The 18,542-nt window shown below is 64.9% G+C and carries 1 protein-coding gene; it reads left to right on the plus strand.

The genetic code is table 11. From position 1 onward, the window contains the following. Nucleotides 1-9 precede the first annotated feature (9 nt). Complete coding sequence (locus tag ACODSO_RS07660; RefSeq protein WP_489036213.1) at nt 10-18,471, plus strand: non-ribosomal peptide synthase/polyketide synthase; 18,462 nt, start codon at nt 10-12, stop codon at nt 18,469-18,471. The last annotated feature ends 71 nt before the right edge of the window (nt 18,472-18,542 follow it).

Raw genomic sequence — 18,542 nt, forward strand, 5'->3', positions numbered from 1 at the left:
TGACTTTTCATGCCCACAGGGCGACCGATGCAGTCGGACCAAGATTCCCTCCCCGGCCGGTTGGAGCAGTTGGCCACCTGGAACGACACGCAGGCCGAAATCGAAACGCGTTCGGTGATCGAATTCTTCGCCGACCAGGTCGATCTGCGGCCCGAGGCAGTTGCCGTGGTGGACGGTGCTCGGCGAATCACATACGGCGAATTGGGAAGGCTCGTCGGCGAACTGGCCACACACCTTGCGGAGAACGGTGTTGCGGACGAGGCCGTCGTCGCCGTCGGCATTCCGCGCAGTGCCGAGATGGTGGTGTCGATCCTTGCCATCCTCACCGCCGGGGGCGCCTTCGTTCCGCTGGATCCGCAGTGGCCCGCGGATCGGCAGGCCGCAGTTCTCGCCGACGCCTCCGTCGTCCGTGTGCTTCGCGCGGACGTCGACCTGGAACTCGACGTACCCAGCAGCATCGTCGATCTCGACGACTGGGCGTACGACCGGGCGACCTTGCTCGATCATGACGTTGCCGCCGGAACCCGACTGGCCTACATCATCTTCACCTCCGGTTCTACCGGTAGGCCGAAGGGCGCGATGATCCGCCACGAAGCGATCGCAGCACGCCTGCGATGGCAGGTCGAGGAGATCCTGCACTTCGGTCCCGAAGACGCGTCGATGTTCAAGGCGCCGTTGTCCTTCGATATCTCGGTCAACGAGATCCTGCTGCCGTTGGTGTCCGGCGGACGGGTGATCGTCGCCAAGCCCGGCGGTGAGCGTGATCCGCAGTATCTGCTGGATCTGATTGCCTCCGAGCGCGTGACCTTCGTTTACCTCGTGTCCTCGATGCTCGATGTCCTTCTCGAACTCTCCTCCGGTACCGAACTTCTCGGCGGATTGAAGCACGTGTGGTGTGGCGGAGAGGTGCTGACGCCGGAGTTGTTCGATCGATTCCGATCGGCGTTGTCCACGACGCTGTACCACGGTTACGGCCCGGCCGAGGCGACCATCGGTGTGTCCCACGTGATCTACCGAGACGGTGCGGACCGCATCGCCACCTCCATCGGCACCCCCAATCCCAACACGCAGCTGTACGTTCTCGACGACAACTTGCGGCCGGTCGGCATCGGTGAGGGCGGAGAACTCTACGCGGGAGGCTTTCTGCTCGGCCGCGGATACGTCGGTGCACCGTCGTTGACTGCCGGTAGATTCGTCGCCAACCCCTTCGGCGAATCGGGTTCGCGCCTCTACCGCACCGGGGACCTCGCGCGGTGGGCTCCCGACGGTTCCCTCGACTTCCTCGGCCGAGCCGACAATCAGGTCAAGATTCGAGGAATGCGACTCGAACTCGAAGACGTCGAGAACGGCCTTGCGACGCACCCGGGAGTTCGGCAGGCGTGTGTCACCGTCGGCGAACACCGTGGCGGCACCAAGTATCTGATCGGCTACGTCGTGCCGCACGCGGGCTCGGTCGTCACCGATGATTCCGTGCGCGATTGGGCTACGAATGCGCTGCCCGAATACATGGTGCCGACTGCAGTGGTCGTGCTGGCCGAGTTTCCGCTGACGCCCAACGGAAAGCTGGATCGTCGGGCACTTCCCGAACCTGTCTTCGGGTCAGGTTCTTTTCGCGCCCCTCAGACCGACACCGAACGAGCCCTGTGCGCGCTCTTCGCGGAAGTACTGGGCAGCAGCGATATAGGAGTCGACGACGACTTCTTCTCGATGGGCGGGGACAGTATCGTCGCGATCTCGCTCGTCAGCAAAGCCCGGCGCGCGGGTCTCGGCCTCCGGCCCGGCGACGTGTTCCGGTTGCGGACACCTGCCGCGCTCGCGGAAGTCGTGTCGGACACCGACACGGCACGAGATCCGGAAGACGTTGCCGTCGGACACGTCCTCGGTACGCCGATCGTGCGCTGGACGGGTGACGTGGGCGGGGACGTGGACGGATTCGTGCAGACCACCGTGGTGACTGCGCCCGCGGGGCTGACCGGGGACCAGCTCCGTGAGATTGTCGGCGCGCTTCTGGGCCGGCACGAGATGCTCCGCGCGCAGCTCGACCGATCGCAGCCGTGGTCGCTGTACGTCCCCGAGGAAGTGCCCGCCGTCGACGCACTGGTGACGGTGGTCGGCGCCGACGCAGCGCTCGAGGATGAAGTGGCCGAAGCTGCAACAAGACTCGACCCGGATTCCGGGGTGATGTTGCAGGCGGTTCACCTCGATGCCGGACCCGAGCGCGACGGTCTGCTCGTGTTGTCGATACACCACCTCGTCATCGACGGGGTGTCCTGGCGCATCATCTTCGACGATCTCGCCGACGCGTGGGCAAGCATCACCGTGAACGAGCCGATTTCGCTCCCCGACGCGGGCACGTCGTTCCGTCGCTGGTCGGCCCGGTTGAACAGGGCTGCTCGGGCAGGGATCTTCGACGCCGGTCTCGCCCGATGGATCGAGCCACTCGATACACCGGACGCACTACTCGGATCGCGGGCACTCGACCCGCACACCGACATCGTCGCAACCGAAATGCAGAAGACGGTCATCACGCCCACCTCGGTGACGGGTCCGTTGCTGACGACGGTTCCCGCGGCGTTCGGTGCCGGTGTCAACGACGTTCTGCTCACTGCACTGACAGTCGCTCTGCTTCGTCTGCGTCACGACAGCGGCACGATGCAGACTTCCACCCCTATCGAGCTCGAAGGCCACGGCCGCGAGGGTGAAGTTATCCCGGTGCCGGGGCTTCCCGACGTCGACCTGGCGCGTACCGTCGGCTGGTTCACGACACTGTTTCCTGTGGTGGTCGACCCCGGCACGCCGAAGCAGGATGAATCTGTCTCCACCCCTGCCTATCTCGCCCGTGCGGTCAAGGCCGTGAAGGAACAACTCCGTGCGGTGCCGGACAAAGGACTGTCCTGGGGCGCGCTGCGCTACCTCGCGGACTCGGCCGTATCCGAGCGTCTGGCAGCGGCTCCGTCGCCGCAGGTGCTGTTCAACTACCTCGGCCGATTCGACGCACCGACCGGCGAAACCTGGACGCCTGCAGCCGATATCGGAACGCTCGGCGAGGTACGCGACCCGAACATGCGCCTGCCGCGGGCCCTCGAAGTCAATGCGGTAACGTCGGATTCTTCGGACGGCCCGGCACTGTCGGCAATATTTTCGTGGCCCTCGGGCGTGCTCGACGACACCGTGATCGACACACTCGTCGGGTACTGGTCGCAGACGCTGTCCGCGTTGGCGCGCATCGCCGACTTGGGGGGACGTACACCGTCCGACTTCCCGGCAGTGTCGTTGACGCAGGACGAGATCGACGGATTCGATACTGACAGTGGGGGATTGCTCGTCGACATTCTGCCCCTCACACCGTTGCAGGAGGGGCTCTACTTCCATTCGACGTTCGACGACAGCTCACGCAGCTCCTACGTCGAACAGCAGATCATCGAGATCGATGGACAGATCGACACGGTGGCACTACACCGTGCTGCCGATACTCTGATGGAGCGTCATCCGAACCTCGGGGCAGGTTTCTTCGGCCTCGGCGACGGCCGCGTGGTGTCGGTTCTGACAGTTGGGGCGCCGGTGGAATGGACCGAGGTCCACGCTGCTTCGGGCGAACACGTCACCCGGCTCGCCGAACGAGAACGTCGCCGCGGGTTCGATCTGGACGCGCCTCCGCTGATGCGGTACCTGGTGATCTCCGTCGGTCACCGCACGGTCGTCGTGCAGACGGTGCACCACATCGTCGCCGACGGATGGTCCGTGCCGCTGATGCTGAGCGAGCTGAAGTCGTTGTACGAGAGGGAAACTCTCGACCCACCCGCGCCGTACCGCAAGTACGTATCGTGGCTCGCGTCGCGAGAGGAGAACGCGGCAGACCAGGCGTGGACGAGATCGATCGGGAGTGTCGAAGACGGCACAATCGTGGTCGGCGAAGTTCTCGGTACGAAAGCCGATCGAGACACCGTCGACAATCACGGTGAAGTGTCTGTCTCGGTATCGAGCGCGGAATACGCGCGGCTGCAGTCCTTCTCCCGCGACGCGGGCCTCACTCTCGGCACTGTCGTGCACGCTGCATGGGCGATTCTGCTCGGGCGACTACTGGGCCGTACCGACGTCGTGTTCGGCTCGACGGTCTCGGGCCGCGCAGGCGATCTCGACGGCATCGAGTCGATGATCGGGCTCTTCGTCAATACCGTTCCGGTCCGGATGTCCTGGACTGCGGATACCGACGTGCGTAGCGCCCTCACTGTGCATCAACGGGAGCAGTCCGAGCTGCTCGAACACCACCACCTCGGACTAGGACAGGTCCAGCGACTGGCTGGCGTATCGGCGCTCTTCGACACTCTCGTGGTGTTCGAGACACAGCTCGATCTGAGCGCGTTCGAGGGTTCGTCGCTGCCGATTTCTGCGGTGAAGACCGTAGAGGCCCCGCACTACCCCCTGACGCTGTTGGTGAATCCCGGTGCCGACCTGACGTTCCGCCTGCTGTTCGATGCGGACCGCGTGACCCGCGCGGAAGCGGAGGCAGTGGTCGATCGGCTCACAGTCGTGCTGACCGCGTTGGTCGACTCGCTCGACGTGCCGGTCGAGTCGATCGAGATTCTCAGGCAGAACGAGCGCGAGGCCGTGCTGACTCGTGTGCCCGGCGCCTCCGTGGAACCGAACACCATCGCGGACATGTTCGCGCGCAATGCAGCCCGACATCCCGACGCCGTGGCCGTTCGCTTCACGGGCTACGGTTCCGGTGTCTGCGATCAGCTGACCTACGCCGAGCTCGATCGCGACTCGACGAGACTTGCACGAGTGCTCGTGGAGGACGGCGTCGGCGTCGAATCGCTCGTCGGGGTTGCAGTGGAACGCTCGACGCTGATGATCATGGCGATCCTGGCAGTGATCAAAGCCGGTGGCGCGTACGTTCCGCTCGACACACACCACCCGAGCGACCGGCTGGCGTACATCGCCGGTGACTCGGCGCCGGTCTGCGTGCTGACGACGTCGAACCTCGCAGCGTCGATCGGCGACGTCACGGCCGGTCGAGTACTGGTTCTCGACACCGACGAACGCATCGCGGCCCAGTCCACCGAACCTCTTCCGGTGAACGTGGGATGGAACAACACCGCGTACGTGATCTACACCTCCGGTTCGACCGGCAAGCCCAAGGGCGTACTCGTTCCGCATCGTTCCGTGCTCGAATTGATGGCCAACACCGCGAGCGTTTTCGATTTCGGGCCATCCGACGTGTGGACGATGTTCCACTCTTTCGCATTCGATTTCTCGGTGTGGGAATTGTGGGGCCCACTGCTGCACGGTGGCACTCTCGTGATCGTGGATCAGGATGTCGCCAGGTCCCCCGAGCACTTCCTGCAGTTGCTGCGCACCGAACGCGTGACCGTGCTCAACCAGACCCCGTCGGCGTTCTACCAGTTGATCGAGGCGGACAGGGACAGCCCGGGCGACAACTCGTTGCGGTACATCGTATTCGGAGGCGAGGCCCTCGATCTCCGGCGTCTCTCGCGATGGTACGACCGCCACCCGGAGTCGCCGACGCTGGTCAACATGTACGGCATCACCGAAACGACCGTGCACGTGAGTCATCTGACACTCGACGCCGACCACCTCGGTGACGTCTCGACCATCGGCGCAGCCATCGACGGCTTGCACATGTATGTTCTCGACGCGTTCCTACGCCCCACCGCGCCGGGCTTCGCAGGGGAGATCTACGTCAGCGGAGCGCAATTGGCGCGCGGCTATCTCGGACGTGTCGACCTGACGGCGACCCGCTTCGTGGCGAACCCGTACTCGCCGGGGGAGCGGCTCTATCGGACAGGTGACCTGGGCCGATGGAACACTCACGGAGTACTGGAATTTGTCGGCCGCGCAGACGACCAGGTCAAGATTCGTGGATACCGTATCGAGCTCGGTGAGGTACAGGCCGCGATCCTTGCCGCCCCCGGGGTCCGCGACGCAACCGTGCTCGTGCGCGAGGATGTGCCGGGGGTGCGTCGGCTCGTGGGTTACGTCGTCGGTGGTGATGGCGCAACCCTCCCGCAGCGATTGGCAGAAACACTGCCGGACTACATGGTTCCGTCGGCATTCGTTGCGCTCGACGCGATGCCGTTGACGGTCAACGGAAAACTCGACCGCAAGGCACTGCCCGCACCGAGCCTCGACGCACCGGCGGTCTCGGCGACAGGCAGGCACGAGGAAGTGCTTGCTGCCCTGTTCTCGGAGATTCTCGGAGTGACGAATGTCGGTGCCGACAGCGACTTCTTCACGCTCGGTGGCGACAGCATCATCGCCATCACCCTGGTGAACCGTGCGCGCAAGGAGGGAATTCGCTTCACCCCACGCGACGTGTTCGCCGACCGAACCCCGCGCGCGTTGGCATCTCATGTCCCCGAAGCAGTGTCGGTGCAGGAAGTCTCGTCGGGTGTCGGCAGCGTGCACGCCCTGCCGATCGTCCATCGACTCCGCGAACTCGGTGGCCCGATCGACCGCTTCAACCAGTCGATACTCGTGCAGGTACCGGCCGGTGCGGCGGCCGATTTCGAGGCTGCCGTGGCCGCGGTCATCATCCGGCACGACGCCCTGCGCTTGCAGCTGACGCGTACTCACCCGGACTCGGTGTGGTCGCTCAGGATCGACGAGCCGGACGGTCTCCCGGCCGCCGACATCTTCACCGTGGTCACCGGTATCGACGCCATTGCCGAGGAATCCGATGCTGCTGCCGATCGTCTCGACCCGTCACGCGGGCTGATGCTCCAGGTCGTGTGGTTCGACGCGGGAGATCGCCCTGGCCGACTGCTGATCGTGGCACATCACCTCGTCGTCGACGGTGTTTCGTGGCACATCCTTCTCGGCGATCTTCGACAGGCATTCGAGCAGGCGAGTTCGGGGCAACCGATCGAGCTCGACGCCGTCTCGACGTCGGTCAAGGAGTTCGCAGCCGAGACGGTCCTGCATGCCATCGACAGGGTCGACGAGCTCGCACTGTGGTCCGACATCCTCGCTCCCGGCGGCATGCTCGTCGACGATGTCGCCGAGGCGGTCCGGCCGCTGTGCGACACGCGTGACCACCGAATCACGCTGCCGCAGAACCTGACCGATGCGATTCTGACCACCACCCCGACAGCGCTACGTGCAGGCGTGACCGACGTACTCGTCGCGGCCCTGCAGACGGCGATCGGGAGGTGGCGAACGCAGCCCAGCGAGCTTTTGATCGACCTCGAGCGCCACGGCCGTGAATCGCTGAACGAGCGCATCGACCTGTCGAGGACCGTCGGGTGGTTCACCGCGATCGCGCCGATTCGCCTGTCGTCGCACACCGACCCGATCGCGGCCCTGAACGACGTCAGAAGCGTCGTTCGATCGATCCCGAACGGCGGCATCGGTTTCGGAATGCTCCGATACTTGGATCCGTCGACGTCGGCAGTGCTGTCCGAGTTCCAGGCTCCGCAAGTTCTGTTCAACTACATGGGACGCACGGCGCAGAGCGTCGGCGACTGGGCCACCGCACCCGAGACGCTTCGTACCGACCCGGATCCGGAGCAGGGCACCCCGTACGTCCTCGAGGTGAATGCGGAATGCCTGGCCACCGACGGCGGAACGGAACTGGTCGCCACGTTCACCTACACCGACGATCTCGGAGAGAACGCCGCGGCCGAGATCGCCGAGCTCTGGGCGACTGCCCTATCCGAGCTGGTCGAGGTCTCGCGGATCGACGCAGCGCTGACGGGTATCGATCGAGCGGGCATCGAGCGGGTGGTGTCCCTGTCGGAGTCGTCGGTCGCGCACATCTGGCCGCTGTCGCCGCTCCAGCAAGGGCTGTACTTCCAGGCGCAGTACGCGGGCGACGAGGACGTCTACACCGCGCAGAACATCCTGCGATTCAGCCGTCCGCTCGACGCCGACCGCCTCGAACGTGCCTTGGCTGCAGTTCTTCTTCGGCACCCTGCCGCTGCCGCAGGCTTCACCGGTGAGGGTCTCGATGCGCCGGTGCAGTTCGTTCCGGCCCTGCCGACGGCAGCAGTGCGCGTCGTCGATCCGGCACATTCGGACGATTCGGTGGGCGAGGTGATCGAGGACGATCGGATCAACGGATTCGATCTGGAGTCTCCACCACTGATTCGTCTCACCGTCATCCGTGGTGCGAACGGCTGCGACACACTGCTCTTCACCTACCACCTGCTTCTGTGGGACGGATGGTCACGAGAGATCGTCCTGTCGGACTTCTTCGCCCTGTACGAGTCCGAATTGTCCGGGTTGACTGCTCGCACCGCAGGTTTCGACGACTACCTGGTCTGGCTGGATCAGCAGGACGCCGTCGAAGCACAGCGATTCTGGGAGGGTGAACTCCGCGGAATCGACCAACCTACATTGGTCGCAGGTGCATCCGACACCGCCGTCGGTGCATCGCCTGTGCGTCCGGAGTTGCTGCACCGAACACTGCCGCGGGCGCTGTCCTCGGATCTCGTCGAACGCACCCGGATCAGCGGTGTCACGTTGAACTCGCTGCTCACCGTCGCGTTGGCGTCGGTGCTCGGATACGTCACGGGTTCGGACGACGTCGTGCTCGGAACAACCGTGTCCGGGCGCCCTACCGACATCGACGGGGTGGAGAACGTCGTCGGTGTCTTCCTCAACACCGTTCCGGTCCGAGTTCGCCCTGGCCCCAGCACGACAATTCTGGCTTGCGCGCAGGCCGTGCAGGCGCACCGCGTCAGCGCGATGCCGTACGAACATCTCGGCCTCGGTGAGATTCAGCGCGTCAGCGGCCATGCGCGCCTGTTCGACTCGCTGTTCGTCCTGCAGAACTTCCTTGACGACGACACGTTCACCGACTTCGAGACTCGGCACCACATCACCGACGTCGAGGCGTCGGACTCGACCCACTACCCGTTCACCTGGGTTGTCACGCCGGGAGCCGCTCTCCGCGTGAAGCTCGAATTCCGACCCGATCTCGTCGGCGAGAACGTCGCTCTGGGGTTGCTCGACAGGTTCGAGGCGGTACTGAGCGCTGTCGCGGACGATCTCTCCCGACCGATGTCCTCGCTGCCGCTGGAGCTGCCGAGGGAGGCCGGCCACCGTCGTACTGTCGTCGCGAGGAACACGGCAGGCGCTGGACAGGATTCCATCGCCGACCTCCTGGCTGCTCAGGCCGACCGAACGCCCGATGCCACTGCGCTCGTGTTCGGCCCTGTGCGAATGACGTTCGCGGAGTTCGACTCCGAGGTCACACGGCTCGCTCGGGTTCTGCTGGGTCGTGGCTGCGGGGCCGAGCACGTCGTCGCGCTCGCGCTCCCGCGTTCCATCGATTCCGTCGTCGCGCTCTTCGCGGTGTTGCGCGCCGGCGCCGCGTACTTGCCTCTCGAACTCGACTACCCGGACGACAGGTTGGTCGGCATTCTGACCGACGCGGCACCGTCCTTACTGGTCACCACCGACGCGACCCGGGTGCGTCTCGGGGATGCTGTGCCCTCCCTCGTGATCGATGCACCCGAGACGATCGAACTCCGGGCGCGTCAGAGCACTCGGCTGCCGTCGGACTTCGAGCTCGGAAGCTTCGCACGGACCGCGCCGGGACGGCTCGAGCACGCCGCCTACGTCATCTACACCTCTGGCTCGACCGGCAAGCCCAAGGGCGTTGTCACACCGCACCGCGGACTGACGAACATGCAGGTCAATCACCAACGCGAGATTTTCGACCCGGTGGTCGACAGTGTTCGACAGGCACAGCGCCGTGACATCCTGCGCATCGCGCACACGGTGTCGTTCTCGTTCGACATGTCCTGGGAAGAACTTCTGTGGCTCGTCGAGGGACACGAGGTGCACATCTGCGACGAGGAGTTGCGCCGCGATGCGACCGCGCTCGTGTCGTACTGCGACGCGCACGGCATCGACGTCGTCAACGTGACGCCGACCTACGCACACCACCTGATCGACGAAGGGCTGTTGGACGGAGATCATCGCCCGGCGCTCGTGCTGCTCGGTGGAGAGGCGGTGTCGGACTCGGTCTGGCAGTCCCTGCGCGGCGCCGACGGAGTGCTCGGCTACAACCTCTACGGGCCGACCGAGTACACGATCAATACGCTCGGTGGCGGCACAGCAGACAGCGCTGTCCCCACCGTCGGTCGGCCGATTCTGAATACGGCTGCTCGCGTGTTGGATTCGTGGCTTCGGCCGGTTCCCGACGGCGTCGTCGGTGAGCTGTACATAGCCGGAACCGGCCTCGGGCGCGGATACCTGAACCGATTCTCCACGACGGCCGAGAGATTCGTCGCCGACCCGTTCTCGGAGACCGCAGAGCGGATGTACCGCACCGGAGACCTCGTGCGTCGAGGTGTCGACGGACAGTTCGAGTTCCTCGGCCGCACCGACGACCAGGTCAAGATCCGTGGCTACCGAGTCGAGACCGGTGAGATCGAAAGTGCGATCGCCGCGGTGGACGGCGTCGCGCACGCCGCAGTGGTGGCACAAAGCGACCCGAGCACGCCCGGTGCACAACGGTTGGCAGCGTACGTATTGCCGAGGCAGGGTCGGCACGACGAGTCGCTACTGGCGGCCATCCGTGAGGCGTTGGTCGGCAAGCTCCCCGACTACATGGTGCCGGCGCTGTACGCGTCGGTGGAGTCGCTGCCGCTCACGGTCAACGGAAAGCTCGACATCCGCGCGCTCCCCGAGGCTGTGCCGCTGGCTTCGTCCAGCCGAGACGCCGACACCGAGCTCGAAATTCGCCTGTGCCAGCTGTTCGCCGACGTGCTGGGCCTGGACTCCGTAGGGCCCGACGACGACTTCTTCGCTCTCGGTGGACACTCCATGCTCGCAATCAGACTCATCGGGGAGATCCGTGGCGGATTCGGGGTGACACTGTCGATCCGCATTCTGTTCGAACTCCGCACGCCGGCTCACATCGCGACGCTTCTCGAAGGCACCGAACCTGACTCCGACGGTGCCGTGCTCGAGGCTCGGCCGTCGAGCGAACCGACACCGCTGTCGGCTGCGCAGGAACGACTGTGGCTCGTCGACAGGCTCGCCGACGGATCGAGCGCGTACACCTATCCGCTGGTCGTTCGACTCCGGGGAAGTCTCGACCGGAACGCGTTGGCGCAGGCTCTGAACGACGTCGCAGATCGCCACAAGGTACTGCGCAGTGTTATCGACAGCAGTGTTGTCGAGGGCAGCAGCGGCGAGGCTCGGCAGCGGGTGGTGGCAGCCGAGGTTCCGCTCGCGACGCGGGTTGTGACGGACTCTGCCCTCGCACAGGCGGTTCGGGAGGAAGTGGACCGTCCCTTCGACCTGTCGCGGGAAATACCCTTCCGCGCTGCACTACTCGAAGTCTCCGAGCGTGACCGAGTGCTTGCCATCGTGCTGCATCACATGGCGACCGACGAGTGGTCGGACCGGCCGTTCTTCGACGATCTCGACTCCGCATACCAGGCACGAGTAGCCGGCCGATCTCCCTCGTGGGTGCCTCTCGCCGTGCAGTATTCCGACTACGCCCGGTGGCAGCGCGAGATTCTTGCTGCCGATGCCGGCCGTCAACGTCGGTACTGGATGTCGACCCTCGACGGAATTCCGACGGAAACGGCCCTGCCGCTCGACCGTGAGCGGACATCGGTACGGACGGCGTCGGCGAAGCAGGTGCGCGCCGTGGTCGATCAGCAGGTCGCCGAGGCGCTTCGCGACGTCGCAGCCGCACACGGCGCAAGCTTGTTCATGGTGCTGCACGCAGCAGTTGCCGCGCTGCTGCACCGCCTCGGTGCCGGGGACGACGTCGTGGTCGGATCTCCCATCTCCGGTCGCAACGACGTCGCCCTCGACGATCTGGTCGGGTTCTTCGTCAACACCCTGGTTCTTCGATCGGATCTCGGTGGGGATCCGACGTTCGGGGAACTAGTGGACCGCACCCGCGCGGTGGACCTCGATGCGTTCGAGCACCAAGAACTTCCGTTCCAGCACGTGGTCGAGGCGCTGAACCCCGAGCGAGCAGCAGGACTCAACCCGTTGTTCCAGGTGGTTGTCGGCTACCACAACAGGTCCGACGCCGATCGGACAGTACTCGGGCTCGAGACGCACTGGCTCGACGGAAGCAATGCCGCAGCGAAATTCGACCTGCACTTCTCATTCGTGGACATCACCGACAGCGATCTCCTGCTGAGCCTCGAGTACGCAACCGATCTGTTCGACGACGACACCGCCGATGCCTTGGCTCAGCGGATTCAGCAGATCCTCGGCGCAGTGGCCGCGGACCCGAGAACTCGGTTGTCGGCGCTGCCCGTGCAGGTGAGCACAGTCGATCCAGTGATCACGAACGCGCAGCCGGTCGTGGTCGAGGGAACTCTGGTGACTCGCTTCGGCACTTCCGCCCTGGCATACCCGGACAGCACGGCCGTCGTCGACGGCGACCGTCGATGGAGCTACCGCGAACTGGACGCCGAATCCGACGCGCTCGCACGCCGTCTCGTCGCACATGGAGTTGCCCTCGAGGATCGAGTTGCTATCGCGCTGCCACGCTCCGGGGAGCAGATCCTCGCGATGCTCGCCGTCGTCAAGGCCGGTGGCGTCTACACCCCGTTGGATGTGCAGTACCCGGCGTCGCGCCTCGAGTACATCCTGGCCGACAGCGGGGCGGTCGCGGCCATCGTGTCGTCCGAATCGGCTGCTGTGCTCGGCGATACGACAGTTCCGACAATCTCGATCGATGAGAAGGACTCGATCGACGCAGGACTGCCGAGCGTCACGCCGGAGCAGGCTGCGTATGTCATCTACACCTCGGGATCGACGGGCAACCCCAAGGGCGTCGTCATCTCGCACCGCAACGTGCTTGCGCTGTTCGAGGCCTCGTCACAGAGCTTCGAGTTCGACGATGCCGACGTGTGGACCATGTTCCACTCGTTCGCGTTCGACTTCTCCGTGTGGGAGATTTGGGGGCCGTTGCTGCACGGCGCTGCGCTGGTGGTCGTCGACCACGACACCAGTCGGTCACCGTCGGCGATGGCCGAACTGCTGGAACGCGAAAAGGTCACGGTTCTCAGCCAGACACCGTCGGCGTTCTATCAGCTCATCGACACCGATCTCGGTGCCGCCTCGCTCCGCTACGTGGTGTTCGGCGGAGAGGCGCTGGACGTGCGTCGATTGCGGCGCTGGTTCGACCGTGTCCCAACAGGTCCGGCGCTCGTCAACATGTACGGCATCACCGAGACGTGCGTGCACGTCAGCTTCCAGGAAGTCGACGCCGACACAGCCGAACATGGTCAGGGAAGCGTCATCGGCACCGCACTTCCGGGTCTCGACGTCCAGGTGTTGGACCAGTATCTGAATCCGGTTCCACGTGGTGTCGTCGGTGAAATGTACGTGTCCGGAGCGCAACTCGCGCGTGGATACCTCGGCCGGCGCGCGTTGAGCTCGACTCGTTTCGTGGCCGATCCCGCGGGAACCGGGAGGCGGCTGTACCGAAGCGGCGACCTCGCGCGGTGGGTGCGTATCGATGCCGACGGCCCACTCGTCCTCGACTACATCGGACGCGCCGACGATCAGGTCAAGCTGCGCGGATTCCGTATCGAACTGGGCGAGATCGACGCTGCCATTCTCGATGTCGACGGTGTCCAGCACACGGCCGTGCTGCTTCGGGACGACCGACTCGTCGCGTATGTCGTCGGAGATGCAGATATGCGAGTCGTGGAAAGCACTGTGAAGCAGACGCTTCCATCGCATATGGTGCCATCGGCGTTCGTCGAGCTCGATTCTCTTCCGTTGACGGCCAACGGCAAACTCGATCGGCGAGCGTTGCCGGCACCGGATTTCGGTTCCCTCGTCACGAAGTCGGAGCCGATCACCGACACCGAGGCGGAGCTGGCCGGGTTGTTCGCGAGCGTTCTCGGACTGGAGCGTGTGGGGGCCGAGGACAGTTTCTTCCACCTCGGTGGGCACTCGCTGCTGGCGATGCAGATCCTGTCCGGAGTCTCAATGAGGTGGGGCGTCGAACTGCCGATGCGAGCACTGTTCGATCATCCGTCGGCGCGCGAACTCGCGGCTGCGGTCGATGCCGGTCCACGGGTGGTGTCCTCCGGTTCGATCAGCGATGTGGTCCGCCCCGATGTCCTTCCGCTGTCCTACGCGCAGCATCGGATGTGGGCGATGTACCGCGTCGACGGTCCGTCCGAAACCTACAACGTTCCCCTGGCATGGGAATTGGATGGCGAGATCGACTCGGCTGCATTGGTGGCAGCAGTCGACGATGTCGTCCGCCGACACGAGGCGTTGCGGACGATGTACCCGGACTTCGCTGGAGAGGCTTATGCGTCGATCGTCGACGCGGCCGAGATATCCGGCGTCTCGGTGACAGCAACGATTCAGGATGTGCGCCGATACCTCGACGAAGCGGCGCGGTACCCCTTCGAACTGGATTCCGAACTGCCGATTCGTGGTCACCTCGTCGCCGACGCATCGAGGACGGTGCTGCTCCTGGTGGTTCACCACATCGCGATCGACGAATGGTCGGTGAAGACGGTGGCCGACGATCTGGCCTTCGCATACACGGCGCGAATCGGTGGACTGGAGCCCGAGTGGGCCGCCGATGCCCCGCAATATCAGGACTATGCGTTGTGGCAGCGGGCTCGTCTCGGGTCCGACCGCGAACCCCGCAGCCAGGCCTTCGCCGAACGAGAGTACTGGACAGCAGCTTTGGCGGATCTGCCCGTCGAAATGACACTGCCCACCGACCGGTCGCGTCCCGAGACCCCCAGTGGCAGAGGCGGAATCGTCGAGTTCACTCTCGACGAGTCGACTGTGCAGGGTCTTCGATCGACCGCGTCGGATGCAGGCGTCACGATGTTCGTGCTCGCGCATGCACTCGTCACGACACTGTTGGTCAAGATCGGCGCAGGAGACGACATCGTCCTCGGAACTCCCATCTCGGGCAGGTCCGACGCGGAGCTGTCGTCGACGGTCGGACTGTTCCTCAACTCGCTCGTCCTGCGGGCAGACGCGTCGGGGGATCCCACGTTCACCGAGCTGCTCGGACGTGTGCGGGAGAGCGATCTCGCTGCGTTCGCCCACCAGGAGCTACCGTTCGACCGCGTCGTCGATGCTGTCGATCCCGAGCGTACGAGGGCACGGCACCCGCTGTTCCAAACGATGCTCGTCTACATCGCCGGCGATGCTTCGGACGCGTTCGCGCTGCCGGGCGCACGCGTCACTGCTGTGCCGATGGGAACAGGGGCGTCGAAGTTCGATCTCGGCATCAACCTCGTCGACCGTGGCGCGACCATCGACTGCGAGATCGAGTTCGCACGTGATCTGTTCGACCAGAGCACTATCGAGACCCTTGCAGCTCGATTCTCGGCTGTCGCCGACGCTGTGGCCGAGGACAGGTCGCGAAAGATCAGTGCGATCGACGTTCTCGGTGACGAGGAGCGGACGCTGATTCTCGACACGTTCAACGACACCGTCGAGCCCGAGACCCACGACACGGTCCCCGCGCTGTTCCTACGGACCGCCGACGCGACGCCCGACGCGCTTGCGCTGGTGTCCGGCGACACTCGGATGAGCTACGCGGAATTGTCCGAGAAGGTGTGCCAACTGGCGAATCACCTGCGCTGCAGGGGGATAGATTCCGAGGACATCGTCGCGGTGTCGCTTCCGCGATCGGCAGAGATGGTGGTGGCCGTTCTGGCGATCATGGTCGCGGGTGGAGCGTTCGTACCACTCGATCCGTCGTGGCCGGACGAGCGCAGGAAGTCGGTGCTCACCGAAGCCGGTGTGCGTCTGACGGTGACGAAGGATCCGGCCACCGAATCGGATGTGCACGTCGATCTCTCGCACTGGGCGTACGGCCAGGATCTCCCGACGCCTCCGCCGGTGAATCTTTGCGGTACGTCCCTGGCCTACGTGATCTTCACGTCCGGATCCACCGGCAAGCCGAAGGGCGCGATGATTCGCCACGAGGCGATCTGCTCTCGGTTGACGTGGCAGCGCGACCGGATTCTCGGCTTCGGCGCGGGGGACACGTCGCTGTTCAAGGCGCCGTTGGCGTTCGACATCTCGGTCAACGAGATCCTGTTGCCGTTGGTGTCCGGTGGTGCAGTGGTCGTCGCCGAGCCGGGCGGTGAGCGAGATGCGTTGTATCTCTTGGATCTGATCGAGCGTGAACACGTCACGTTCGTGTATCTCGTGTCGTCCATGCTCAGTGCGCTGCTGGAGCTCGCCGAGGGTACGGAACGTCTGGCCGAGCTGCGTCACGTGTGGTGTGGCGGTGAGGTTTTGACGCCGACCTTGTTCGAACGGTTCCGCCGTCAACTCGGTACGACGATGTATCACGGTTACGGCCCGGCGGAGGCGACGATCGGCGTGTCCCACGTGATCTATCGGGGCTACGCAGACCGAGTCAGCACGTCGATCGGTCGTCCGAATCCGAACACGAGGTTGTTCGTGTTGGACGATCTTTTGCAGCCCGTTCCGGTGGGCGTTCCCGGTGAGCTCTATGCCGGCGGATTCCTGCTCGGCCGAGGGTACGTCAACGCTGCCGCCCTGACGGCCGGTCGTTTCGTGGCGGATCCATTCGGGAGCGGGGAGCGGATCTACCGGACGGGCGACCTCGCGCGGTGGAACGCCGACGGCAGCCTGGATTTCATGGGCCGCGCCGACAACCAGGTGAAGATTCGAGGCATGCGTCTCGAACTCGAGGACGTCGAAGTTGCTCTGGCGTCGCATCCTGCGGTCCGGCAGAGCGCTGTTCTGGCGCTGGAGAATGCGGGCGGTGGGAAGTACCTGGCCGGCTACGTGCGGCTTGCACCAGGCGAGAGCGCCACAGTGGACCAACTCATCGCGTTTGCGGCGTCGAAGCTGCCGGAGTACATGGTTCCGACGGCCGTGGTGGTGCTGGGTGAATTCCCGGTGACAGCCAACGGAAAGCTCGATCGTCGACAGCTTCCCGAGCCGCAGTTCGCCACGGCATCCGAAGGATGCAGACCACCGAGTACTCCCGAACAGGTCGACGTGTGCGAGGCGTTCCGTAGCGTTCTCGGTGTCGATGACGTCGGAATCGACGACGATTTCTTCGCGCTCGGCGGGGACAGTATCTCGGTCATCCGCCTGGTCTCGGCGCTCCGCGCGCACGGCATGACCGTCGGGCCGCGGCAGTTGTTCGCACACCGAACTCCGGAATCGATTGCGGCGCTGAGTGGACCGGTGCACGAGGCGCCGCGCATGTCATCGGGGGGCTCGATCCCTTTGACGCCTGCGATGCACTGGATGGTCGAGGAGGCTGTGCGTGTCGAGACCTTCGGCTCCCCGATGCTGCTGGTCGTACCGGCCGAGGTGAGCGTCGACTCGTTGGAGCGGGCGTTGTCGGCGGTAGTCGGTACGCACGAAATGCTGCGCTCGACCTTGGTTCGTGGCGAGGGCACCTCGTTCGTCGAGATATCCGAGCACACTGCGGTATCCGTCCGACGAGTCGATGCCGCTGGTGCCGAGGACCTCGAACAGATGATTCGGGCCGAAGCAGAGAAGGCCAACACCGAATTGGATCCGTACCGCGGCGAGATCGTTCGCGCGGTGTGGTTCGACCGGGGCGCCGAGGATGGCCGTCTGCTCCTGATCGTTCACCACATGGCCGTCGATGGGATGTCGTGGCGTGTGATCACCGAGGACCTCGAGCAAGCTCACGATCGCGGTGAAATTTCGACGGTTCCTTGCACCGGTTACGCGGATTGGGCGCGAGCTCTCGTTGCGGCAGTCAAGGATCCGTCGGTGATCGCCGATCTCCCGCACTGGTTCGAGGTCACCGAGACCGTCCCGACGGTGCGAACCCCGCGCACGGCATCGGAGTCCGGTGCGAGGGCTCGCGCGTCGGCAACGTGGACGGTGGAAGACACGGCGGCGCTGGTGGAACGTGCACCGACGCATCTCGATGCCGGAACGGCCGACGTGCTCGTCGCTGCGTTGGCCGCGGCCGTCGGTCGGTGGAGCGACGTAGGCCCGAATGGCCACGTGGCGGTTTCACTCCAAGGGCATGGGCGTCATTCCGACGTAGTGCCGGGCACGGATGTGACGCGCACGGTCGGCTGGTTCGCCGAGGACTACCCGGTGTCGCTGGGCGTCACCGTCGAGCGGGCGTTGGAGGCCATTCGCGCGATTCCGCGCGAGGGCGCGACGTTCGGGCTGCTGAAGTATCTGTCCGGGGCGGCGGGACGAGCTCTCGGCCAGCGGAACGCCCCGGAAGTTTTCTTCAACTACCACGGAACCTACGGCGAACCGGATGTGCGCCACTGGCAGATGGATTCGGCGTACGGACGCGTGTTCGCGGACTGGGAGGTCGATCGCCTCGACGGCGTCCTGGCTGCGGTCGAGGCACGGATCGTCGCGTCGGAGGCCGGCAACATTCTCGAGGTGAGCGTCTCCTCGCGTCCGTTCGGGATTTCACAGGCCGCGGCAGAGGAACTGCTGCAGGAGTGGCTCGATGTCCTGGCCGAATTGGTGTACCCGCTGTGACAACGACTGCTAGATGTGGTTAGCCTATGCTTGCTCCGGGTCAGCATTCGAGTATTGCGCCACGACCGACG

The organism is Rhodococcus sp. FG69, from assembly GCF_057808915.1.